Origin of the sequence: Streptomyces iranensis (assembly GCF_017874715.1) — a bacterium.
Classification (GTDB): Bacteria; Actinomycetota; Actinomycetes; order Streptomycetales; family Streptomycetaceae; genus Streptomyces; species Streptomyces iranensis.
In genome coordinates this window covers 1-18,521 of the sequence record NZ_JAGGLR010000010.1, presented here as the reverse complement: position 1 = coordinate 18,521, position 18,521 = coordinate 1, and the positions used below count along the sequence as shown (strand labels likewise).

General features: G+C 70.0%; 11 protein-coding genes, 1 tRNA gene and 1 rRNA gene. 1 reads left to right on the top strand and 12 read right to left on the bottom strand.

Going from position 1 to position 18,521, the window contains the following annotated elements:
- Positions 1–142: 142 nt before the first annotated feature.
- The 9 genes from J2Z30_RS19225 to J2Z30_RS19185 form a co-directional block, all read right to left on the bottom strand.
- On the bottom strand, positions 143–625 hold the full coding sequence (locus tag J2Z30_RS19225) for a Dps family protein (RefSeq protein WP_044569415.1): 483 nt from the start codon (positions 623–625) through the stop codon (positions 143–145).
- 145 nt (positions 626–770) lie between these two features.
- Entirely contained in the window at positions 771–1,157 is a 387-nt protein-coding gene (locus J2Z30_RS19220; protein ID WP_020868033.1) for a helix-turn-helix domain-containing protein, read from the bottom strand.
- A gap of 109 nt (positions 1,158–1,266) precedes the next feature.
- Positions 1,267–1,785: a CinA family protein gene (locus J2Z30_RS19215; RefSeq protein ID WP_044569418.1), complete on the bottom strand. Its 519-nt coding sequence runs from the start codon at positions 1,783–1,785 to the stop codon at positions 1,267–1,269.
- On the bottom strand, positions 1,782–2,417 hold the full coding sequence (gene pgsA, locus J2Z30_RS19210) for a CDP-diacylglycerol--glycerol-3-phosphate 3-phosphatidyltransferase (protein ID WP_044569420.1): 636 nt from the start codon (positions 2,415–2,417) through the stop codon (positions 1,782–1,784). The genes J2Z30_RS19215 and pgsA overlap by 4 nt, the downstream gene beginning before the upstream one ends.
- Positions 2,414–3,910 carry a 30S ribosomal protein S12 methylthiotransferase RimO gene (rimO, locus tag J2Z30_RS19205; RefSeq protein WP_044569422.1) on the bottom strand — a complete coding sequence of 499 codons (1,497 nt, stop codon included), beginning with the start codon at positions 3,908–3,910 and terminating at the stop codon, positions 2,414–2,416. The genes pgsA and rimO overlap by 4 nt, the downstream gene beginning before the upstream one ends.
- Positions 3,911–3,973: 63 nt before the next feature.
- Complete coding sequence (locus tag J2Z30_RS19200) at positions 3,974–4,804, bottom strand: helix-turn-helix domain-containing protein (protein ID WP_044569423.1); 831 nt, start codon at positions 4,802–4,804, stop codon at positions 3,974–3,976.
- A gap of 189 nt (positions 4,805–4,993) precedes the next feature.
- Positions 4,994–7,825, bottom strand: a complete 2,832-nt coding sequence (locus J2Z30_RS19195) for a DNA translocase FtsK (protein ID WP_044581314.1) — start codon at positions 7,823–7,825, stop codon at positions 4,994–4,996.
- 177 nt (positions 7,826–8,002) lie between these two features.
- The gene (locus J2Z30_RS19190) at positions 8,003–8,680 is read right to left on the bottom strand and encodes a response regulator (protein ID WP_020868040.1); all 678 of its coding nucleotides are present in this window, start codon (positions 8,678–8,680) and stop codon (positions 8,003–8,005) included.
- Positions 8,681–8,954: 274 nt separating this feature from the next.
- Entirely contained in the window at positions 8,955–14,513 is a 5,559-nt protein-coding gene (locus J2Z30_RS19185) for a HAMP domain-containing protein (protein WP_078956599.1), read from the bottom strand.
- Between the two features lie 249 nt (positions 14,514–14,762).
- On the opposite strand from J2Z30_RS19185, the gene J2Z30_RS19180 reads away from it, so the two are divergent.
- Positions 14,763–17,396: a SpoIIE family protein phosphatase gene (locus J2Z30_RS19180; protein ID WP_044569425.1), complete on the top strand. Its 2,634-nt coding sequence runs from the start codon at positions 14,763–14,765 to the stop codon at positions 17,394–17,396.
- An 81-nt stretch (positions 17,397–17,477) separates the two neighbouring features.
- On the opposite strand, the gene J2Z30_RS19175 is transcribed toward J2Z30_RS19180, so the two are convergent.
- From J2Z30_RS19175 to rrf, 3 genes are all read right to left on the bottom strand, one after another.
- Positions 17,478–17,550 (bottom strand) — tRNA-Thr (locus tag J2Z30_RS19175).
- A 60-nt stretch (positions 17,551–17,610) separates the two neighbouring features.
- Positions 17,611–18,309 (bottom strand): DegT/DnrJ/EryC1/StrS family aminotransferase, encoded by a 699-nt coding sequence (locus J2Z30_RS19170; protein WP_044569426.1) that lies wholly within the window; start codon positions 18,307–18,309, stop codon positions 17,611–17,613.
- Between the two features lie 107 nt (positions 18,310–18,416).
- Positions 18,417–18,521: ribosomal RNA gene (gene rrf / locus J2Z30_RS19165) — 5S ribosomal RNA — on the bottom strand; the annotation flags it as partial.

Here is an 18,521-nt window from a genome sequence, read left to right as displayed (position 1 = left end):
GCGCACAGGAGGCACGTCGGCACGTGTCGGACACTCGCGCTCCCCCCAGTTTGCCCAGCCGGGCGATACGGCGCACCCAGAGCGGGGCACCGGGCCGGAACGAGGCGCCCTCAGCCTCGCCCGACCTGGCCCCGCGTCCGTCTCAGCTCCGCTGGCCGCCGTTCTCGGCCTGGAACATCCAGTGGTGCTTCTCCAGGTCACGAGTGAGCTCGATGAGAATGTCCTGGGTCACCGGGTCCGGCTCGTCGGTCGCCCTGATGCGCTCCCGCATCCGCCCGATCACCGCTCCGAGGGCGTCCACGAGCGTCCGGACGGCCCGCGCGTCATCGGTCCAGCCGTCCTTGACCGTGTCGACACCACTGGTCGCGGCGACCGTCTGGGCCCGTCCGTCCGGCGGCACCCCGAGCGCAGAGGCCCGCTCCGCCACCGTGTCCGCATACTCCCTGGTCGACGCCACGACCTCGTCGAGCTGCAGATGAACCGTGCGGAATCGCGGGCCCACGACGGTCCAGTGGATCTGCTTGCCCACCAGGTGGAGGTCGACGAGGTCGACGAGGGCGCCTTGCAGCGCGTCGGCGACGATCTTGAGGTGCTCCTCCGGCAGCGGGCTCTTCACCACAGACATCCACTTCCTCCTGTTCGAACCGTTTGGCCCCTCTTGATTGCCTCTCTTCCTCTGGGGTGACCCGAATCCGGCCGGACAAACATCGAGGCCCCGGCCGGTATGGCTACCGGTCGGGGCCTCGGAGAGCTGGCTTCTGAGGGCGTTCTCAGGCCGCCACCACGTCCACGGCTTCCTTGGGCGTCTTGATGGTCACCCGCTCCTCCGGGACGCCCGTCACGGACGTCACAGACACGGGGTTGAGCACGGGCCGCATGGGCGCCGGCACCTTCTCGGTGGTGGACGCGGCCGACTCGGCCAGCTCGGCGAGCGACAGCTCGTCGCTGACCTCGCGCATGACCTGCGACATCCGTACCTCCAGGGCGTCGCAGATGGCCGACAGCAGCTCGGACGAGGCTTCCTTCTGGCCGCGCTCGACCTCTGACAGATAGCCGAGCGACACCCGGGCGGAGGAGGAAACCTCGCGCAGAGTACGGCCCTGGCGCTGGCGCTGCCGGCGCAGCACGTCACCCAGCAGGCGACGGAGCAGAATCATCGCTGGCTCCCTCCTCGGACCTCGGATCCGGATCCTTCACGCCCCACCGTACCGCCTCGGGCTGCGCCCGTGCGGGGAGCGATGTCGTGTTCACTCAGGGCTGCAAACATCAAATCTCGTCGTGTTGTTCCGTATCCTTTGCCCCCGCCGTCGCGATCAATTCGCTGAACAGCAGCTTGACTGCGGCATGAACGGTCTGGCCGCGGATTCCGGCGCGGTCTCCTTCGAGCCGCAGCGCCGCCGCGGCCACCGCGTCCGAGGGCCCCGCGACAGCCACATGAACGGTGCCCACGGGCTGGCCGTCCTGTGGTGTGGGACCCGCCACACCGGTGGTGGCCACGCCCCAGTCCGCGCCCAGCGCACGCCGTACGCCCCGGGCCATCTGCCGGGCCACCTCGGCGTCGACCGCGCCGCGCTCGGCCAGCAGGGCCCCGTCCACACCCAGCACCTCGTGCTTGAGGTCGGTGGCGTACGCCGTCACCGAGCCCCGGAAGGAGCGGGACGCGCCGTCCACCGAGGTCAGTTCGGCGGCCACCAGACCGCCGGTGAGCGATTCGGCGGCGGCCAGGGTCTGCCCGCGCCGCTCCAGCAGCGCCAGCACATCGGCCGCCGTCCCGCCGTCGCTCACTGTGTGGCCTCCTCCGTCGTCCGTCCCGCCCGGCGCAGCACGATCGCCTGCCGGACGTAGTCGAGGCCGGTGACCACGGTCATGACGACGGCCACGGCCATCACCCAGAACCGCAGCGAGGCCAGCGGTCCGGTCAGCGCCAGGATGTACATCCCGACGGCGGTGCCCTGCGCGAGCGTCTTCATCTTTCCGCCCCGGCTGGCCGGGATGACCCCGATCCGGATCACCCAGAACCGCATCAGTGTGATTCCGATCTCACGGAAGAGAATCACCCCCGTCACCCACCAGGGGAGGTCGGACAGCGCCGACAGACAGATCAGCGCCGCGCCCATGATCGCCTTGTCCGCGATCGGATCGGCGATCTTCCCGAAGTCGGTGACCAGGTTGTACCGGCGGGCCAGATGACCGTCGAAAAGATCGGTGATCATGGCGATGGCGAACGCCGCCCACGCGAAGGAACGCCACGCCGGGTCGTACCCGCCATTGTGCAGCATCAACAACACAAACCCGGGCACCAGCAGCAGCCGCACCATGGTGAGGATGTTGGCGATGTTCCACAGACCGGCGGGCCTGACCGTGGCGGCGGCCGGCCGGCGGTGACCTCCCGCGGCGGAGGCCGGGACACCCGTCATCTGTCCGCCTCTCCGGTGGACGCGCCGCCGCCCTGCCGCTCCAGCTGCTCAAGCGGCTCCGCGACGAGGTCCACTCCCTCCGTCGCGATCACCTTCGCTTCGACCATACGGCCCACCTCCGGCTCCCCGTCGGTGCGCAGCAGCGTCTGGCCATCGGTCTCCGGCGCCTGGTGGGCGCCACGGCCCAGGACCGCCCCGGTGTCGTCGATCTCCTCCACCAGGACCGCCACGACCTCGCCGAGCCGCTCCTCCGCCCGCTGGGCGGTCAGCTCCTCCGCGAGCCGCGAGACGCGCTCCAGGCGCTCCGCGACCACCTCCGGGTCGACCTTGTTCTCGTAACCGGCGGCCTCGGTGCCGTCCTCGTCCGAGTACCCGAAGACGCCGATCGCGTCCAGCCGCGCCGCGTCGAGGAAGCGCTCCAGCTCGGCCAGATCCTCCTCGGTCTCGCCGGGGAAGCCGACGATGAAGTTGGACCGGGCGCCGGCCTGCGGCGCCTTGCCTCTGATCGTCTCCAGCAGCTCCAGGAACCGGTCGGTGTCGCCGAAGCGGCGCATGGCGCGCAGCACCCCGGGCGCCGAGTGCTGGAAGGACAGATCGAAGTACGGCGCGACCTTCTCGGTCGAGGTGAGCACGTCGATCAGCCCGGGACGCATCTCGGCGGGCTGAAGGTAGCTGACCCGGATCCGCTCGATGCCGTCCACCGCGGCCAGCTCCGGCAGCAGCGTCTCCAGCAGCCGGATGTCCCCCAGGTCCTTGCCGTACGAGGTGTTGTTCTCCGAGACCAGCATGATCTCCTTCACCCCCTGCTCGGCCAGCCAGCGGGTCTCGCCCAGCACATCGGAGGGGCGGCGGGAGATGAAGGAGCCGCGGAAGGACGGGATGGCGCAGAACGAGCACCGCCGGTCGCAGCCGGAGGCCAGCTTCACCGAGGCGACCGGGCTGCTGTCCAGTCTGCGCCGCAGCGGGGCCCGCGGCCCGGAGGCCGGGGCCACCCCCTCGGGCAGATCCTCGGGCGCGGTGTCCTGGGCGTGGCCGGGGAGCGCCACCGAGGTGGCGTCCTGCCGCTCGGCGGGGCTGATCGGCAGCAGCTTGCGGCGGTCGCGCGGGGTGTGGGAGGCGTGGATGCCGCCGGAGAGGATGGTCTGGAGGCGGTCGGAGATATCGCCGTAGTCGTCGAAGCCGAGCACCCCGTCGGCCTCGGGCAGCGCATCGGCGAGCTCCTTGCCGTACCGCTCGGCCATGCAGCCGACGGCGACCACGGCCTGGGTGCGGCCGTGGTCCTTCAGATCGTTCGCCTCCAGCAGGGCGTCGACCGAGTCCTTCTTGGCGGCTTCGACGAAGCCACAGGTGTTGACGACGGCGACGTCCGCGTCGGCGGCTTCCTCGACGAGCTCCCAGCCGTCCGCCGCCAAGCGGCCTGCGAGCTCCTCCGAGTCCACCTCGTTACGGGCGCAGCCAAGAGTGACAAGGGCGACGGTGCGGCGTTCGGGCATGGGCTCACACTACTTTGTCCCCACGACAGCCCCCGCTGCCAGGGCTGCCGATCCTCGCGCGGGTCAGCCCGCCTCGGGGTCTCCCTTGGTGTAGCTGAGCCGCTGGACGGCCCCGCTGGTGCCCACGTTCTTCACTTCCTTGCCGTTCACGAACAGCTTGATCGCCCCGGCGTTGCCCAGCACCAGGTCGATGCGCCTGCTGTCGCTGAAGGTCTTGGAGTCGCCCTCGCGCAGCACGCCCTCCTGGATCAGCCGGCCGTTGTGATCCTGGGCGGAGATCCAGCTCTGGCCGCCCTCGGCGGTCAGCTTGACGGTGACCTTGTCCGCCGGGACGCCCGCGATGGCGCTGTCGGACGGGTCGGGCTTGTGCGGGGTGGCGGGCTTGGAAGGGGCGGCGGTGTTGGTGGGCGCGGAGGCGCTGGGCTTGGGCGAGGCGGTGTCCTCGGCGACGCTCGAGCCGCCGCCGTCGCCGCCCCGGAACAGGGTGAAGCCCACGAATCCGACGACGGCGACGATCGCCGCGACCATCGCGGCCGTCCAGTTGGGGCGCCGGGGCTCGGGGCGGATCCGTTCGGCCTCGAACAGCGGCGCCGGCGCGGTCGGCGCGGGCCGGCCGCCGTGCTCGGCGTCGAACTGCGCGATCAGGGACTCCGGATCGAGGCCCACGGCGCGCGCGAGCACCCGGATGTGCCCCCGGGCGTAGACATCGCCGCCGCAGCGCGAGAAATCGTCCTGCTCGATGCCCCGCACGATGGGGGTGCGCACCCGGGTAGAGGAACTGACCTCGTCGACGGTCAGCCCAGCGGAGATACGGGCCTGCTGGAGGGCGCGACCGATGGAAGGCCGGTCGTCTTCGGGGGAGTTGCCGTCTTCGGGAAGGTTGCCGATGGACACGGGGGCGCCTTTCGAGCGTGAGCCACCTGCTGGGGGTTCAGTCTAGGGGTGGGGCGAAAGGGTCGGGCAAGCGGGAGGACGGAGTTTGTCCGCCATCGGGATTGCCGTTCGATCACGATTCTGGGGTCTCACTCCGCCACCTCCCTCAACTTGACGTTTCGGTAGGGGAAACGGTTGCCCGCCAAACCCTTATGAGTGAGCCTTACCGCGGATCACGTCGAGCACGCCATCCAATTCATCCGGCTTGACGAGCACATCGCGCGCCTTGGATCCCTCGCTCGGGCCGACGATGTTCCGGGACTCCATGAGATCCATCAGCCGCCCCGCCTTGGCGAAACCCACCCGCAGCTTGCGCTGAAGCATCGACGTGGAGCCGAACTGAGTGGAAACCACCAGCTCAGCGGCCTGGCAGAGCAGATCGAGATCATCGCCGATCTCCTCGTCGACCTCCTTCTTCTTCGACGTCCCGACCGTCACGTCGTCGCGGAAGACCGGTGTCATCTGCTCCTTGCAGTGGGCGACGACCGCCTCGACCTCGGACTCGGTGACATAGGCGCCCTGCATCCGGGTGGGCTTGTTCGCGCCCATCGGCAGGAAGAGGCCGTCGCCCTTGCCGATCAGCTTCTCGGCGCCGGGCTGGTCCAGGATGACGCGGCTGTCGGCCAGCGAGGAGGTGGCGAAGGCGAGTCGTGAGGGCACATTGGCCTTGATCAGACCGGTGACGACGTCCACGGAGGGCCGCTGGGTGGCCAGCACCAAGTGGATCCCGGCCGCGCGCGCCAGCTGTGTGATCCGCACGATCGAGTCCTCGACGTCCCGCGGTGCGACCATCATCAAATCGGCCAGCTCGTCGACGATCACCAGCAGATACGGATAGGGCTTGAGCTCCCGCTCGCTCCCCTCGGGCTCCTTCACCTTCCCCTTGCGGACCGCCGCGTTGAAGTCGTCGATATGGCGGAAGCCGTAGGCCGCGAGGTCGTCATAGCGAAGATCCATCTCCCGCACGACCCACTGGAGCGCCTCGGCGGCTCGCTTGGGGTTGGTGATGATCGGTGTGATCAGATGCGGAATGCCCTCGTAGGCGGTCAGCTCCACCCGCTTGGGGTCGACCAGCACCATCCGCACATCGTCCGGCGTGGCCCGGACCATGATCGATGTGATCAGGCAGTTGATGCAGGACGACTTGCCGGAACCGGTCGCGCCCGCCACCAGCACATGCGGCATGGTGGCCAGGTTGGCCGCCACATAGCCGCCCTCGACGTCCTTGCCCAGCGCGACCAGCATCGGATGGTCGTCGCCGACGGAGTCCGCCGAGCGCAGCACATCGCCCAGGTTGACCATCTCGCGGTCGCTGTTGGGGATTTCGATGCCGACGGCCGACTTGCCGGGGATCGGGCTGATGATACGAACATCGGGGCTGGCGACCGCGTAGGCGATGTTCTTGGTCAGCGCGGTGATCCGCTCGACCTTGACGGCCGGGCCCAGTTCCACCTCGTAGCGGGTGACCGTCGGGCCGCGGGTGAAGCCGGTGACGGCGGCGTCCACCTTGAACTCCGTGAACACCTTCGTCAGCGACTCCACGACCGCGTCGTTGGCCGCGCTGCGGGTCTTGCCGGGGCCACCGCGCTCCAGCAGGTCGAGCGTGGGCAGCGAGTAGGTGATGTCGCCGGAGAGCTGAAGCTGCTCGGCGCGCGGCGGCAGCGGCGCTCCGGACTCGACCGCGGGCCGGGTGAGATCGGGAACCTGGGCCGAGTCCGCCTCGTCGGCTCCGTCCGGACGCTTCCCGGCCGCCGCCCCGCCCTTGGCTCCGCCCTTCCCGGACTCCTTGTCGGCATCGCGCGCGCCCGGCACCCCGCCGCTCGCGGCTCCGTCCTCGCGCTCGCCCGAAAGCCCGTTGCTGAGCCCGGCGACGAGCGGCGAGGGCTGCACACCGTGCAGCACGGCCCCGTCCAGCGAGGCGGCGGCAGCGGCCGCCACGTCCACCGCGTCCAAGGGCCGGTCGAACGGCGGTTGAGTGGACGACGAGCGGCGCGAGCGCCGGCGCTTGCGCAGCGCCTCCTCCTCGGCCCGCTCCGGGCCTCCGGCGCCGTCCGGGTCCTCTTTGGCGAGCGAGGTTCTGCGAGACCGTCTGCCGGGCGTCTCGCGCCATTCGTCGGCGTACTCCGCCGCGTCGTACCCGGCCTCCGACGCGTACGCGTCCTCGTGGTCCCGCACCAGGCCCAGCCGGACGCCCAGCTGCCGCAGCCGGTGCGGAATCGCGGCGACCGGCGTCGCGGTGACCACCAGCAGCCCGAAGACGGTGAGCAGCACCAGCAGCGGTACGGCCAGCACGTCGCCCATCAGGTAGATCAACGGCCGGGAGACGGCCCAGCCGATCAGACCGCCCGCGTCCTGCATCGCCGCGGTGCCCTCGCCGCGCCCCGGGGCGCCGCAGGCGATGTGCACCTGCCCCAGGACGCCGATGACGAGCGCCGAGAGCCCGATGACGATCCGCCCGTTGGCCTCCGGCCGCTCCGGGTGGAGGATCAGCCGGACGGCGATGGTGCCCAGCAGTATCGGCACCACCAGGTCGAGCCGGCCGAAGGCGCCGGTGATCAGCATCTCGACCAGCCTGCCGACCGGCCCGTCCAGATCGGACCAGGTGCCCGCCGCGACGATCAGGGCGAGGGCGAACAGCAGCAGAGCGCTGCCGTCCTTGCGGTGGGCAGGGTCGAGTCCCTTGGCGCCGCGTCCTATGCCGCGGAACATCGCCGCGAGGCCGCGCGCCATGCCCATCCACACGGCGCGCACGATGCGGAACAGGCCGCTGGTCGGATTCGGGGCGGGTGCGGGAGCCGCCTTCGACGCCGCCTTCTTCGACGCCGCCTTCTTCGCGGGCGCGGCGGACTTCTTGGCGGGTGCCTTCTTCGCGGGCGCCTTCTTGGCGGCCGCCTTCTTCGCCGCGCCTCCGGACTGCCCGGCGCGCTTCTTCGAGGTGCCCGCCGCGCTCTGGGAACCCTTGCCGGACGTACGAGAGGCCATGGAGGCGAGGTTACCCGCGTCCGCCGTACGGAGCACGCATGGCGGGGGTATCGGGCAGCACTGACGTCACACCGGTGCCGCTGCGCCGACGAGGCGGTGAGACGGCCGTGACGGCGCGTCAAAGTGCGGGTGACCGGTCGGCGATGACCGACCGACGGTGACGGTGGGGCGGGCGGATCAGTTCTGCGAGGGGACCTGGCCGGCGCCGCTGCCCGCACCCGGTTCGAGCGCGTCCAGCGCCCGCCGCAGACCGGTCAGCTTGCGCTCCAGATGGGCCGCGGTGGCCACGGCCGCGGCATCGGCCGACTCGTCCAGCTGCTTGGACAGCGCCTCGGCCTGCTCCTCGACGGCGGCGAGCCGCGCGGACAGCTCGGCGAGCAGCCCCGCCGACTCCTTGGCCTCCCCGGCGGCGGGCTGGCCACCCTCCAACTGCAGCCGCAGCAGCGACGCCTGCTCCCGCAGCTGGCAGTTCTTCATGTACAGATCCACGAAGACCGAGACCTTGGCTCTGAGCACCCACGGGTCGAAGGGTTTGGAGATGTAGTCCACCGCGCCGGCCGCATAGCCCCGGAAGGTGTGGTGCGGGCCGTGGTTGATCGCCGTGAGGAAAATGATCGGGATGTCGCGGGTCCGCTCCCGGCGCTTGATGTGCGCCGCGGTCTCGAACCCATCCATGCCCGGCATCTGGACGTCCAGCAGAATCACCGCGAAGTCGTCCGTCAACAGCGCCTTGAGCGCTTCCTCCCCTGACGATGCCCGCACCAGGGTCTGATCGAGCGCGGAGAGAATGGCCTCCAGCGCCAGCAGATTCTCCGGCCGGTCATCGACCAGGAGGATCTTGGCCTTCTGCACCATGCCCCGTCCTCCTCGTCCCGGCTTGGGGTCTCCCCAGCTCGCAGAGCTGAGGGAAGCACCGGGCGCCGCCCCAGGGGACGGCTCCCTTGTGCCGCCCGTCCTTGTGCCGGTCATGGTAGCCGCACCCCGCTGTTCGCCACACCCTGTCACCGCGATGTCACTGTGCACGTAGCAGAAACGCGGTGGGAGACCAGAAGGTTCCCCGAATACCGCGTTCCCACACGTGTTCGGCGACACTCAGTCAACACCACGGTTGTCCCGCGCGTGCCTCGGGTCACTCCACTGACATCCACTGCTCCATCACCGTAAGAAGATGATCGGTGTCGACCGGCTTGGTGACGTAGTCCGACGCGCCCGCTTCGATGCTCTTCTCCCGGTCGCCCTTCATCGCCTTCGCGGTGAGGGCGATGATCGGCAGCCCGGCGAACTGCGGCATCCTGCGGATCGCGGCCGTCGTGGCGTAGCCGTCCATCTCCGGCATCATGATGTCCATCAGGACCAGCACGACATCGTCGTGCTGCTCCAGGACCTCGATGCCCTCCCGGCCGTTCTCCGCGTACAGCACCTGCAGCCCGTGCTGCTCCAGCACGCTGGTCAGCGCGAAGACATTACGGATGTCGTCGTCGACGATCAACACCTTCTCGCCGTGGAAGCCGCCCACCGGCTCCGGGGCCACCAGATCCTGGCCGCCCAGCAGCCACGGCTCGGGGGCCTGCGCCTGCCGTCCCGGCCGACGGCCCGCCGACCGGGCACCCGGCTCCGTATCCGGCTGCGGCGGGGCCTGCTCCGCGTCGGTCAGCGACGCCTCCTGCTCGGCCCGCTGACGCCGCCGGAACAGCCCGGAGCCACCACGGCCGCGCGCCGCCGGAGAGCCCTCGGAGGCGTCCTGTGCGGCCTCCTCCCGCTCCGCCGCGGCACCGTTCTCCGCGGTCTCCTCCACGGCGCCGGGGAACGCCTCGAGCGCCAGCGGGGCCGAGCTGCTCGGGGCGAGCTGCGGGTAGCCCTGGGGCGGCAGCTCGCTGGGGTGCAGCGGCAGGTAGAGCGTGAACGTCGAGCCGCGGCCCGGCTCACTGGCCGCGTGGATCTCGCCGCCCAGCAGCCGGGCGATCTCCCGGCTGATGGACAGGCCCAGTCCGGTGCCGCCGTACTTGCGGCTGGTGGTGCCGTCGGCCTGCTTGAACGCCTCGAAGATCACTCGCATCTTGCTCGCCGCGATGCCGATACCGGTGTCGGTCACCGAGAAGGCGATCATCTCGGCGTCCGCGTCGCGCAGCGCACCGTGCTCCAGCAGCTGCTCCCGGATGGCGTGCGGCACATCCGCGCCCGCCGGCCGGATGACCAGCTCCACGGCGCCGCTGTCGGTGAACTTCACCGCGTTGGACAGCAGATTGCGCAGCACCTGCAGCAGCCGCTGCTCGTCGGTGTGCAGCGTCGCCGGGAGCTCCGGCGACACCCTTACGGAGAAGTCCAGGCCCTTCTCCGCGGTCAGCGGCCGGAAGGTGGCCTCCACATAGTCGACGAGCTGGACCAGGGCGATACGGGTCGGGCTGACGTCCATCTTGCCCGCCTCGACCTTCGACAGGTCCAGGATGTCGTTGATCAGCTGCAGCAGGTCGGAGCCCGCGCCGTGGATGGTCTCGGCGAACTCCACCTGCTTCGGCGAGAGGTTGCCGTCGGCGTTGTCGGCGAGCAACTTGGCCAGGATCAGCAACGAGTTGAGCGGCGTGCGCAGCTCGTGCGACATGTTCGCCAGGAACTCGCTCTTGTAGCGCATCGAGACGGCGAGCTGCTCGGCACGCTCCTCCAGCACCTGCCGGGCTTCCTCGATCTCGGTGTTCTTGACCTCGATGTCGCGGTTCTGGCGGGCCAGCCGCTCGGACTTCTCCTCCAGCTCCGCGTTGGACGACTGGAGGGCCTTCTGCCGGTTCTCCAGCTCGGCCGACCGCTCCCGAAGCTGCTCGGTCAGCTCCTGCGACTGCTTCAGCAGCACCTCGGTCTTGGTGTTGACGCTGATGGTGTTGACGCTGGTGCCGATCATCTCGGCGATCTGGTTGAGGAAGTCCTTCTGGATCTGGGCGAACGGCTGGAACGACGCCAGCTCGATCACGCCCAGCAGCTGCCCCTCGAAGAGCACCGGCAACACGATCACATGGGCCGGAGCCGCCTCGCCGAGCCCCGAGGCGATCTTGAGATAGCCCGGTGGCACGTTCTCCACCAGGATCGGGCGCTTCTCCTCGGCGACCGTGCCGATCAGCGTCTCACCGGGCTTGAAGCGGTTGGGCATCGAGCCCTGGGTGTAGCCGTAGGAGCCGACCAGCAGCAGTTCGTAGCCGTCGTCGGAGGTGCTGTCCGCGACCACGTCGGTCCCCTCGCCGGGCGGTACGGCCAGGAAGAACGCACCGTGCTGGGCGGAGACCACCGGGGTCAGCTCGCTCATGATCAGCCGGGCTACGTCCTCCAGGTCGCGACGGCCCTGCATCAGACCGGAGATCCGGGCCAGGTTGCCCTTGAGCCAGTCCTGCTCCTTGTTGGCGAGCGTGGTCTCGCGCAGGTTGGCGATCATGGTGTTGATGTGGTCCTGGAGGACCTGGATCTCGCCGGAGGCGTCCACGTCGATCTTGAGGTTGAGATCGCCGCGGGTCACCGCGGTGGCCACCTCGGCGATGGCGCGCACCTGACGAGTCAGGTTGCCGGCCATCTCGTTCACCGACTCGGTCAGATCCTTCCAGGTGCCGGCCACGTCCCGCACCCGCGCCTGGCCGCCCAGCTGGCCCTCGGTGCCCACCTCACGGGCCACCCGGGTCACCTGGTCGGCGAACGACGAGAGCTGGTCCACCATCGTGTTGATGGTCGTCTTCAGCTCGAGGATCTCGCCCCGCGCCTCGATGTCGATCTTCTTGGTCAGATCACCCTGGGCGATGGCCGTGGTGACCATCGCGATGTTGCGGACCTGGCCGGTCAGGTTGGACGCCATCGAGTTCACCGACTCGGTGAGGTCCTTCCACGTCCCCGAGACGCCGGGCACCCGGGCCTGGCCGCCCAGGATGCCGTCCGTGCCCACCTCGCGGGCCACGCGGGTGACCTCGTCGGCGAACGAGGACAGCGTCGTCACCATCGTGTTGACGGTGTCGGCCAGCGCCGCGACCTCGCCGCGCGCCTCGACCGTCACCTTCTTCGTCAGATCGCCGTTGGCGACCGCGGCCGAGACCTGCGAGATGTTCCGCACCTGGATGGTCAGGTTGTTGGCCATCAGGTTGACGTTGTTGCTCAGGTCCTTCCAGATACCGGTCACACCCGGAACCCGCGCCTGACCGCCCAACTGCCCCTCGGTGCCCACCTCACGGGCCACCCGGGTCACCTGCTCGGCGAACGACGACAGCTGGTCCACCATCGTGTTCACCGTCGTGACCAGCTCGAGGATCTCGCCCTTGGCATCGACGGTGATCTTCTTCGACAGATCGCCCTTGGCGACCGCCGTCGTCACCTCCGCGATCGAACGCACCTGGGACGTCAGGTTGTTGGCCATGCCGTTGACGGACTGGGTGAGGTCCTTCCACGTCCCGGAGACGCCCTGCACCTCGGCCTGACCGCCCAACTGGCCCTCGGTGCCCACCTCGCGGGCGACCCGGGTGACCTCCTCCGCGAAGGACGACAGCTGGTCGACCATCGTGTTCAGAGTGTTCTTCAGCTCCAGGATCTCGCCGCGCGCGTCGACGTCGATCTTCTGGGAGAGGTCACCGCGCGCGACCGCCGTGGCCACCTGCGCGATATTGCGCACCTGGGCGGTCAGGTTGCCCGCCATGCCGTTCACCGAGTCGGTCAGATCGCGCCAGACGCCCGCCACACCGGGCACCTGCGCCTGACCGCCCAGCCGGCCGTCCGTGCCCACCTCGCGGGCGACCCGGGTCACCTGCTCGGCGAAGTCGGAGAGCTGGTCGACCATCGTGTTGATGGTGTTCTTCAGCTCCAGGATCTCGCCGCGCGCGTCCACCTCGATCTTCTGCGACAGATCGCCGCGCGCGACCGCCGTCGTCACCTGGGCGATACCGCGCACCTGCGCCGTCAGGTTCCCGGCCATGGAGTTCACGGAGTCGGTCAGGTCGGCCCAGACGCCGCTGACCCCATCCACCCGGGCCTGACCGCCCAGCCGGCCCTCGGTGCCGACGTCCCGCGCCATCCTGGTGACCTGGTCGGCGAACGAGGACAGCTGGTCCACCATGGTGTTCACGGTGTTCTTCAGCTTGAGCATCTCACCGGAGACGTCGACGGTGACCTTCTGCGACAGATCGCCGTTCGCCACCGCCGTCGTCACCTGGGCGATGTTGCGCACCTGTCCGGTGAGGTTCCGGAACGCGGTGTTCACCGAATCGGTCAGATCCTTCCACGTACCCGCCACGCCGGGCACCTGCGCCTGACCGCCCAGCTCACCCTCGACGCCGATCTCCCGGGCGACCCGGGTCACCTCGACACCGAAGGACTGCAGCTGGTCCACCATCGTGTTGACGGTGTTCTTCAGCTCCAGCATCTCTCCGGCCACATCGACGGTGACCTTCTGCGACAGATCGCCGTTCGCCACCGCCGTCGTCACCTGGGCGATGTCCCGCACCTGCGCGGTGAGGTTCCGGAACGCGGTGTTCACCGAATCGGTGAGATCCTTCCACGTACCCGCCGCACCCGGCACCTGCGCCTGACCGCCCAGCAGCCCATCGGCGCCGACCTCGCTGGCCACCCGCGTGACCTCGTCCGCGAAGGTACGCAGCGTCTCGGTCATGGTGTTGATCGTGTCGGCCAGCTGCGCGACCTCGCCGCGTGCGCTCACCGTCACCTTCTGCGACAGATCACCGTTGGCGACCGCCGTGGTGACCTGGGCGATCCCGCGCACCTGCGCGGTCAGGTTCCCGGCCATGAGATTGACGGAGTCGGTGAGGTCCTTCCAGACGCCCGCGACGCCCGGCACCTTCGCCTGGCCGCCGAGCTCACCCTCGGTGCCCACCTCACGGGCGACCCTGGTCACCTCGGAGGCGAAGGAGGAGAGCTGGTCCACCATCGTGTTGACGGTTTCCTTCAGCTCGAGCATCTCCCCGGACACATGAACCGTGACCTTCCGGGACAGATCACCCTTGGCCACCGCCGTGGTCACAAGAGCGATGTCACGCACCTGAGCGGTGAGCCGGGAGGCCATCGTGTTGACGGACTCCGTGAGATCCTTCCACGAACCCGACATTCCGCGCACCCGGGCCTGGCCGCCCAGCTTGCCCTCGGTGCCGACCTCACTCGCGACCCGCGTCACCTCGTCGGTGAACGCCGAGAGCTGATCCACCAGGCCGTTGACCGTGCGCCCCACCTTCAGGAACTCACCCCGCAGGGGGTGCGCCGACCCGTCGGAGCCCTGGGCCCGCAGGTCCATGCGCTGCTCCAGGTCGCCCTCGGCGACCGCCGACAGCACCCGGCCCACCTCGGACACCGGCCGTACGAGATCGTCCACCAGGGCGTTGGACGCGTCAATGGCCGCGGCCCACTGCCCCTCACAGGCTCCGGTCTCCAGCCGCTCGGTGAGCTTGCCCTCGCGGCCGACCACCCGCCGCACCCGGGTCAGCTCGCCCGTGAGCTGCAGATTGCGGTCCGCGACCTCGTTGAAGACCGCGGCGATCTCGGACATCACGCCCTCGCCCGAGACCGTGAGCCGCTTGCGGAAGTTCCCGTCCCGCATGGCCGTCATCGCGGTCAGCAGCCGGTTCAGGGCCGCCGTATCCACTTCAGTCGTCCCATTGCTCCGGGACCGTCCGCCTTTCGCGCGCGTATTCGTGCCCCGCGCCGCTGCGCCAGACTCCACCGTGTCCCTCCCGCAGGGTTGACCGTCCTCGTCGGGTTCTTCTTCCAGCTTCCCCAGTGTTTCACCATGCCCCAACCAGGCCATAACAGTTCGGCAGCATCCCACACCGCCGAGGCACCTCTGGGTGGAATCGAAGCCGACCGGCATTCGCGACGGCATCGGTGGTAAGTAACCTGGCAACCGGCCAGGGCATCGGAGGGGCGCTGCGACATGGGTGAGCAGTTCGCCGAGACACTTATGAGGAGACCTGTGATCACCGCGCGGGCAGCCGCCACCTTCGAGCCGGTGGGACGCTCGGTCGCCGCCGCCCGCACCTTTGTCCGGGACACCCTCCAGGGGTGGGGCCTCACCGACATCGTGGACGACGCCGTCGTCCTGACCAGCGAACTTGTCACCAACGCGGTGGTGCACGCCGGTACCACCGCCGATGTGGTCTGCATCCGCGCCGACACCGGCGTGCGCGTCGAGGTCGCCGACCGCTACCCCGAGCGCGAGGTCCCGCTGCAGAGCAACGGCGGCCACCACTTCGGGCACCCCGACCGCGAGGGCGGCCGCGGTCTGCTGCTGTGCGCCGCGCTCGCCGCCCGTTGGGGCGTCGAGTACACCGCGACCCACAAGCAGGTATGGTTCCAGCTCGACTTCCCCGACCGCCCGGCCGGCACCCGGGCCGCCGGGCCCGCCCTGCCCTCCAGCGCCCTGCCCATCGCCGACTCCCGGGTCCGGGTGGGCGTCGTCCAGGTCGACAGCGGCGGACTGATCAGCGCCTGGAACGACGACGCTCAGGAGCTGTTCGGTTACCATCCGGAACAGATCATCGGCAAACCACTGACCGACCTCGCGGCCTGGCCGCACACCCCCGGCACCGGCACCGGCGTCGCCGAGGCGCTTCTGCTCTCCCGCTGGGAGGGCTCCTACGGGATCCGCGGCGCCGACGGCCGGGTCTCCCCCGTCTACGCCTCCCACCTGCGCATCCGCGACGCCGAGGGCGAGCCGTCCACCGTCTGTCTGCTGGTCCGCGACCTCGAGCGCGCCGTACTCCAGAGCCCGATGCGCGGTGCGAACGTGGACACCGCCGAAACCGCCGAGCGAGGCCCGGCCACCGACGCCTTCGAGGTCTTCATCGGCTCCCCGGCCCCCGACGACCTCGACGGACTGCTCCAGCGCACCGTCGAGCGGGCCCGCGACATGCTCGACGGCGACGCCGCCTATCTGCTGCTCGCCACCGACGACGAGACCGAACTGGAGGTCCGCGCCTCCACCGGGCTGCCCTCCGCCCGCCAGCGCTTCGCCCGCGTCCCCGTCGAAGCGGGCACCGGGCGCTACGGCTCGGCCCGGATGCCCGCCGTTCACGAGGATCTGTCCGCGGTGCCCGGCGCCGTTCCCCTGCTGGTGAACACGGGGATGCGCTCCGTGGTCACCGTCCCGCTGAAGGTCGAGGGCCGGCTCACCGGCTCGCTCGGCGTCGCCGCCGAGTCCCCCGCCCGCTACAGCAACGAAGAGGCCCTGCGGCTGCAGTTCGCCGCCGACCGCATCGCCCTCGCCGTCGAGCGCGCCCGCCTCACCGAGCTGGAGCGGCTGCGCCGCGGCTCCCTGTCCTTCCTCGTCGAGGCGTCCGACCTCCTTGCGGGCACCCTGGACCGCGATCAGACACTGGCGCTCATGGCCCAGATGACGGTGCCCACGCTGGCCAGTTGGTGCGCCGTCTATACGGTCGCCGACCAGGCCTCCGAGCCCGAGCTGTCGTACGTTCTGCATGAGGACGAGGACCGCATCGACGGGCTCAAGGCCCTGCTGATGAAGATCGACCCACCGGAGCAGGTCCCCACCGGCGGTGCCCGCAGCTGGTCCGGCCCCTACGACGCGGCCCACGCCGCCGCCCTGCGCACCTCGCTGCGCAGCCTCAGCCTCGGCGACTCAGCCCGCCCCTCCTCCGGCCCCGGCGCCTCGCTCGCGACCGCCTCCGCGGTCGGCGGGGAGACGGTCGTACTGCCCCTGGTGGCCCGCAACCGAGTCATCGGCATGCTCATCCTCGGCAAGCCCACCGACGAGCACTTCCGCCAGGAGAACCTGGAGCTGGCCGAGGATCTCTCCCGCCGGGCCGCGCTCGCGCTGGACAACGCGCGGCTCTACTCGGAGCGCACCGCGATCAGCCAGTCCCTGCAGCGCAGTCTGCTGCCGCCCGAGCAGCCCGAGGTCCCCGGAGTCGAGGTCGAGGTCATCTACCGCGCGGCGGGCGAGGGCAACGAGGTCGGCGGCGACTTCTACGACCTCTTCCCGATCCGCGACGGGGCGTACGGCTTCGCCATCGGCGACGTCTGCGGCACCGGACCGGAGGCTGCCGCGGTCACCGGACTCGCCCGGCACGCCCTGCGGCTGCTCGCCCGCGAGGGCTTCGGCGGCCCGGCGGTCCTGGAGCGGCTCAACGCGGCGATCCTCGACGAGGGCGCCCGCAGCCGCTTCCTGACTCTCCTCTACGGCGAGTTGTGGCCGCAGCACGACGGCAGCGCGGTGCTCAAGGTCGTCTGCGCCGGACACCCGCTGCCGCTCCGGCTGCGCCAGGACGGCAGCGTGGAGGCGGCGGCCGAGCCCCAGCCGCTGCTCGGCGTCATGGAGGATCTGGAGCTGTACGAGCAGACGGTGACGCTCGACCCTGGCGATGTGCTGCTGTGCGTCACCGACGGTGTGACGGAGCGGCGCGAGGGCACCAGGATGCTCGGCGACGACGGCCTTCTCGATGTCCTCACGGCCTGCACCGGCCTTACGGCGGGCGCGGTGGCCGCCCGGGTGCTGCGGGCGGTCGAGCGCTTCGCCCCGGATCCGCCGTCCGACGACATGGCGATCCTGGCGATGCGCGTCCCGGAGCCCGAGCCCGCCGACGCCTGAGATGTTCGGGTATCGCCGGGCCTCCGGCGATGCCCGAACATGACGAAGGCCCCCGCCAGTTGGCGGGGGCCTTCGCAGGAGAGCCCCAATACGGAATCGAACCGTAGACCTTCTCCTTACCATGGAGACGCTCTGCCGACTGAGCTATTGGGGCGCGTCGACGAGATCGATCATACCCGAACTCGAGTACGCTCCCGACCACTCGCCCCGTGGCTCAGGCGGCTGACTGCAGCAGCCCGCCCAGCGCGTTGCAGGCCGAGACCACGCGCTGCAACTCCCGCCGCGACATGGTCGGATCGACGGGCAGCGCCAGGCACTCATCGGCCGCGCGCTCGGTCTCCGCGAGCCACAGATCGCGCCGGAAGCGCGCGGTGCGGTGCGCGGGTGTCTGTACGGGCACATGGCATACGACGCCGCGAGAACGCAGCGTACGGGCGAAGGCGTCCCGGTCCGGCCGACCGTTGCCGGGGACCCGGACGACGTATTGCTGGTAGGTGTGTTCCACACCGGGCGCGACAGGCGGCGTGCGGACGCCACGCAGCTTTCCGTCCAGATAGGCCGCGTTGGCCTGCCGTCGCAGTATCTCCCCGGCGGGCTCGGCGGCGGCCCCGTGTCCGATCACCAGCACGCCGTGCCGCCGGCCGAGCTCGGTGAGGGCCGCCATGTCGGCGGGATGTCCGAAGGTGTGAATGGCCACGATGGCCGCGGTCCTGGGCGTCAGCGCCTCGGCCACCGCGGCCGGGTCTATGCAGTAGGTATAGGCGTCGATGTCCACGAACACCGGCCTGGCGCCGGCCAGCAGCACCGCTTCCGCGGCTTCGGAAGTGCCGTAGGACGGCACGATGACCTCGTCGCCCGGTCGCACACGCGCCCGGGTCAACTCATGCAGCAGCTCATCCGTAGGAGTCCCCATGAGCGGCATCGTGCCCAGACAACATGAACACCGAGTGGCTCGCAACACAACATGAGAAGAGCCCTGCCGGTGACCGAAGTCCCGACAGGGCTCTCTCTGCAAAATTTGTTCGGCGGTGTCCTACTCTCCCACAGGGTCCCCCCTGCAGTACCATCGGCGCTGAAAGGCTTAGCTTCCGGGTTCGGAATGTAACCGGGCGTTTCCCTAACGCA